Annotated in this window: 4 protein-coding genes; 3 read left to right on the plus strand and 1 reads right to left on the minus strand. The window is 39.1% G+C overall.

Features of this window, described 5'->3' with window-relative positions; translation table 11 throughout:
- Window positions 1-60: 60 nt before the first annotated feature.
- Complete coding sequence (locus H5122_RS19215; RefSeq protein WP_002963009.1) at window positions 61-285, minus strand: hypothetical protein; 225 nt, start codon at window positions 283-285, stop codon at window positions 61-63.
- A 303-nt stretch (window positions 286-588) separates the two neighbouring features.
- Between H5122_RS19215 and uvrD the strand changes: the two genes are divergently transcribed.
- The 3 genes from uvrD (at window position 589) to H5122_RS19230 (ending at window position 5,753) form a co-directional block, all read left to right on the plus strand.
- Window positions 589-2,754 (plus strand): DNA helicase II, encoded by a 2,166-nt coding sequence (uvrD, locus tag H5122_RS19220; RefSeq protein ID WP_024596422.1) that lies wholly within the window; start codon window positions 589-591, stop codon window positions 2,752-2,754.
- On the plus strand, window positions 2,732-4,801 hold the full coding sequence (locus H5122_RS19225) for a GNAT family N-acetyltransferase (protein WP_182682973.1): 2,070 nt from the start codon (window positions 2,732-2,734) through the stop codon (window positions 4,799-4,801). The genes uvrD and H5122_RS19225 overlap by 23 nt, the downstream gene beginning before the upstream one ends.
- Window positions 4,802-4,904: 103 nt before the next feature.
- Window positions 4,905-5,753, plus strand: a complete 849-nt coding sequence (locus H5122_RS19230; RefSeq protein ID WP_182682972.1) for a chemotaxis protein — start codon at window positions 4,905-4,907, stop codon at window positions 5,751-5,753.
- Window positions 5,754-6,000: the final 247 nt, after the last annotated feature.

Here is a 6,000-nt window from a genome sequence, read left to right on the forward strand (position 1 = left end):
ACAGGACATATAAAGTAAAATAGCGCCACAAGGGCGCTATTTTATTCAACTTTAAAGCCGTTAACTTCGCGATCTATAACGCGCTGCGTCAATAATCGACCATAAGTAAATAATAGGCACAAGTACAAAACCTACAAGCACATAAATTAGTGCGTAACTTATTATAATAGCGAGTGCAAAAAATATAGCCGCTAAAATACGCCCTTGCACTAGCTGCCCTAAACCAGGAAAAAATATATTACATAATGCTGCGATTACGTTACCGCCAGAACCTTGATCTGCCATACTAACCTCTGTATTTATTTGATTTTATAATTATTTACTTACACACTCTATGCCAATTTATTAAAGCTTACAAATCAAATAGTTAAATCACCCTAGATTTAGAGAGTTAGTAAATTTTGCTAACTTTAGGTCAAATTAGCAATTTTTATTGTGCGTTTACACTTTTTTGTTTGTTCAAAAAAATAGCAAGTTACTCGTTTTTAAGGCTATTTTATAAATAGCTGTTTATAAAAACAGTATTTTATTTAGCCTAACAAAAACACCTGTTATACTGCCCACAATATTGATTAAAAAGGCGTAACGATGGACGTTTCACAATTACTCGATGGCTTAAATGACAAACAACGCGATGCCGTTGCAGCCCCACTACAAAACATGCTGGTATTAGCAGGTGCTGGGTCTGGTAAAACACGAGTGTTAGTTCATCGTATTGCGTGGCTTATGCAAGTTGAGCAAGCATCTGCTTATAGTATTTTTGCCGTAACCTTTACTAATAAAGCGGCTAAAGAAATGCGCAGCCGCGTTGAAGAAACACTAAAAGCCCCTGTAGGTGGTATGTGGATTGGTACGTTCCATGGTTTGTCGCATCGTATTTTACGTGCTCATCACCGTGAAGCTAACTTACCAGAAGCCTTTCAAATTTTAGACTCTGACGATCAACTTCGGATGATCAAGCGCTTATTAAAATCGATGAATATCGATGATAAAAAATGGCCTGCTAAACAATTTGGCTGGTACATTAGCGCCAAAAAAGATGAAGCACTTCGTCCTAAAGATATTCAAGCATACGATATTAACGAACAAATGATGCTGCGTGTTTACGCCGCCTACCAAGAGGCCTGTGATAGAGCAGGCCTAGTAGATTTTGCCGAAATATTACTACGCAGCTACGAAGTGTTAAAAAATAACCCTACGTTACTACGTCATTACCAGCAACGCTTTGCACATATGCTCGTAGACGAGTTCCAAGATACAAATACCATTCAATATGCATGGTTAAAGTTACTTGCAGGCGATACAAGCAGTATCATGATTGTAGGCGACGATGACCAAAGTATTTACGGTTGGCGCGGTGCTAAAATCGAAAATATTAAACGATTTTTAACTGACTTTAGCGCAGAAACCATTCGTCTTGAACAAAACTACCGTTCAACTGCAACTATTTTGAAAGCGTCTAATGCATTAATTCAAAATAACTCAGAGCGTATGGGTAAAAGCTTATGGACCGACGGTAACGATGGCGAGCCAATTTCTATTTATGCGGCATTTAATGAGTTAGACGAAGCGCGCTTTGTAAGTAGCAAACTACGAAGCTGGTTAAATGCAGGTAATGCCCTACAAGATGCCGCAATTTTATACCGTAGTAACGCGCAATCTCGTGTACTCGAGGAAGCCATGCTACAAGAAGGCTTAAAATACCGTATTTATGGTGGTATGCGATTCTTCGAACGACAAGAAATTAAAGATGCGTTGTCGTACTTACGCCTAGTAGGTAATCGTCAAGACGATGCCGCATTTGAGCGTGTAATTAATACGCCAGCACGCGGTATTGGCGATAAAACATTGAGCCATATACGCGATTGTGCACGAGCAGAATCGTTACCGCTTTGGTATGCCGCAAAAGCAATTGTAGAACAACAGCATTTATCTGGTCGTGCTTCGGGTGCAGTAAGTAAGTTTGTAGAACTCGTTGAACAAATAGAAGATAAAATTAGCGATCTAACTTTGCATGAGCAAGCCAAGTACACAATTCAAACCTCAGGCTTGATGGCAATGTACCAAGCTGAAAAAGGTGAAAAAGGCCGTGCTCGCGTAGAAAACTTAGAAGAGCTAATTAGCGCATGTGACCAGTACGAACTTCCTGAAGACGAAGAATACAGCTCGCCTTTACAAGGCTTTTTAGCCCATACGTCTCTTGAGTCAGGTGAAGGACAAGCAGAAGAACACGAAGACGCCGTACAAATGATGACGCTTCACTCAGCTAAAGGCTTAGAGTTTCCGCTAGTGTTTATGGTAGGCGTAGAAGAAGGCATGTTCCCTTCTCAGCAAAGCAACGAAGAGTCGGGTCGCTTAGAAGAAGAGCGCCGCCTTTGTTATGTAGGCATGACACGAGCAATGGATAAGTTATACATTAGCCATGCTGAGAGTCGCCGTTTATACGGGCAAGAGAAATACCATAGCCCATCTCGCTTTTTACGCGAAATCCCTGAAGACTGCGTAGAAGAAATTCGTATTAAAACACAGGTTTCTCGTCCACCTGCCGCCGGGCGTTTTAGCGCATCAGTTAGCCATGCAGCATTTGAAGACAGTGGCTTTAACTTAGGGCAACGAGTTTTGCATGCTAAGTTTGGTGTTGGTACCGTACTTAATTACGAAGGCAGTGGCGCGCAATCTCGCGTACAAGTTAACTTTGACGACCTTGGTAGCAAATGGTTAGTAACGGCTTATGCACGATTACAAGCGGTATAAAACACACCTAAATGAATTAAAACAACAACTAGCTGGCGCGTATCATCGCCAGCTAGTATTAATTACTGGCAGCTCAGCTTGGTGTTGTGAATTACTTAACTCATTAATAGATGAAAACAATACACTTGTTGTATCCAAGCAGTGCGCGATTAAAAATTCGTACTGGCCTACTCGCACACACCAAATTTTAGGGCAAGAATTTGCCCATGCTGTTTACGATGGTTTTAGTGGTTTGCACCCTGATAAACTTGCAGCACTTGCCGGCACCGTTAAAGCAGGCGGTATACTGTTTTTATTACTACCTGAATTAGATGATTTAGCCTCTTGGCAAGATCCCGCATTAAGCACAGTGCAATCACATGGTCACACCATTGACTGTAGTTTATTTAATCAACGTTTCGCGACTATTATTAAACCGTCGCCCGCTTTTCACTTTAGTGAAAAAAATGGCTGTATTAGTAATAACGCTAGCTATGTAATGCATAATAAAATTGATTATGAGCCACAGCAAAACTGTATTGAGCAAATAGTAAAAGTAGCTAACGGCCGTGCCAACAGGCCTTTACTCATTAATGCCGATAGAGGCAGAGGTAAGTCGGCAGCACTTGGCTTAGCCGCGGCAAAACTAACTGATAAAAAAGTAATTATTTGCAGCACTCAGTTTAAAGCGACCCATAGCAGCTTTAAACATTTAGCCCAAGAGTTAAGCTTGCAATACAACGCTGAACATAAACAGCTCGCCAACTTGCACTACGTTGCACCTGACGCGTTATTAAACACACTACCTGAGTGCGATTTACTACTCGTTGATGAAGCTGCAGCAATCCCTGTTCCGTTATTACTAAAAATGCTAGCTCATTATCCTCGTATAGTCTTTGCAAGCACTCTAGTTGGATATGAAGGAAATGGTAGGGGTTATACCATTCGCTTTAGTAACTATATAAAAGCGCACTATAAAGCCTCTAAAGTTGTAACGCTTGATGAGCCACTGCGTTTTGCTAAATACGATCCCCTCGAGAAGCACATTCGCACCTTGCTTGCACTCGATGCAGAATATATAGAGTTAAGTAGTGATCAATTAGAGCAGCCAGTTCATAGCGAAATAACTCAGCAATCCCTTGTAAACAATGAATCTTTACTGCAGCAAGTTATTGCCCTACTTGCACTGGCTCACTATCAAAGTAGTGTCAACGACTTACGCCAACTACTAGACGCACCATCGCAAAGACTATTTATTAGCAAAATTAATAATCAATTAGTTGGCGTATGCTTAATCGCCATAGAAGGTGGTTTAAGTGAAGAACTTGCCCTACAGGTTATAAGTGGAGAGCGCCGTCCGCAAGGACATTTAATGGCGCAAGCACTCTCACAACTTAGCTTTAATAATGACTGTTTAACACAACTGAGCGCACGCGTTGTACGAATAGCGATTGATCCGAGTTCCCACAATATAGGACTTGGTAAAAAGTTACTTAGTTATTGCGAGTCACAGGTAAAAAGCCAATGTAGTTGGCTTGGTGCAAGCTTTGGCGCAACAGCGCAGTTACTTAATTTTTGGCAAAACCTAGGGTTTGATACTGTAAAATTAGGTTATCAACGCGATAAAAGCACCGCTGAACATTCGGCGCTTGTGGTTAAATGCTTGAGTGACAAAAGTGCAATTCTTCAACCCCTAAAAAAGCAGTTTAAAAACGATTTCTTTTATGCTCTTTTAACACACTTTAAAACACTAGATTGGCAACTCGTGAATATTATAATTGAAGGATTTAGCGACGAGTTAATAAGCCTAGAGACTCACGAGCGATTAGCACTGCTCACTAAAAGTAACTTCACTCAATTTAGTATCTCTGCAACTCTTTGGCAGTTACTGAGTCAGTCACCTTCTTATATATCTCAATTAACAGAGTCGGATAAACAACTTTTAATAAAATTAGTACTTCAAAATGAAAGTAATGAAAAAGTGATTCAACACTTAGGTTTATTAGGAAAAAAGCAGCTTGAAAATCAATTTAAACGTGCCATAAAAAACCTCACTAACACCATCTAATAATTTCTAGCTGCCCTATCTCTGTTAAATTTTATCCATCTTTAAGCTATTTATTTAATTTGTTCTATCCTTAAAGCATTAATAGGTAAATTAAGATAAAGGCATGGAATTAATAAACTTTAAAGTGGGCTGCAAAACAATTTCGCTAAAAATACTCGATATTTTATTAACTGAGCGCTTTGACAATAATCTAACAACTTTACCAAACAATAATAAAAGCTTTATTGGTGTTAAAGATTATATGGATACACCAACACCTGTTTTTGATTTAGGTATTATTTTAAATAATATCTCAACCGAACAAAGTAATGCGCATGTACTAAAGCAACTAAGAATATGGCAAGACAAACTATTAAACTGGTTTAATACCCTTCATAGTAACTTATTAAATAGCTCGGCTTCTATTTCAAATAATGACGCCGAATTACAAGATTTTGTTTTGTTTTACAAAGAATTCCACACCGACAATCAAGACTTAAAATTAACAATGTCTCGGCTTGACGAGCCTTTCCAATCATTACTAGAGACAGCAAAAGCAGCTATAGCAGCCCATAATCAAAGTGATCATAAACACACATCAGCTCTGCTCGACAAAATTAAGCGCAATAGTCTAATTCAGCTTGAGCGTTTATTTGAATCAGCTAAAGAGCAAATAACCTTAGACTATAAACCTATTATTGTTTTCACCACCAAAGACGGATTAAATCCACATGTTGGTTTATTAGTAGATAAAGTTGAAGATAATATCGACTATAAAAAAGAAGACATAAAGCCACTGGATAAGCTCACTGAGGTTGGTTTTGATCTAGACCCACAAACTAAAAATATGATGCGAGGATTAATCAAGCTCCCCCAAAAACACAGTGTATTAATTGATCCAAGCGTAATATTTAAACCAACTCAAATAGAAGAATCCGAAAGTGAAGAAACCCAAGCTTATGGACTATTTTAAATAGCCTTTAAATTTGGTTATTAACTTTAGTACTGGAATAATGAGCTATTCCGCTCAACTCGTACATTTAGATGAATTGGAGAAGAATCGAGTATGTAATGTCCGTTACTTCCCCATATTTGACTTTTCTGCAGATGTAAAAAAGCCCGACTATTTCTAGTCGGGCTCTCTACGATTTGAAGTCGGTGCGCTACGCAGTAGGATGTCGTAGTGCCCACAGCGGTAGAAAGTCGCAGTGAAATGCTAC

Origin of the sequence: Pseudoalteromonas sp. SG43-8, assembly GCF_014164245.1 — a bacterium.
GTDB classification, from domain to species: domain Bacteria; phylum Pseudomonadota; class Gammaproteobacteria; order Enterobacterales; family Alteromonadaceae; genus Pseudoalteromonas; species Pseudoalteromonas distincta.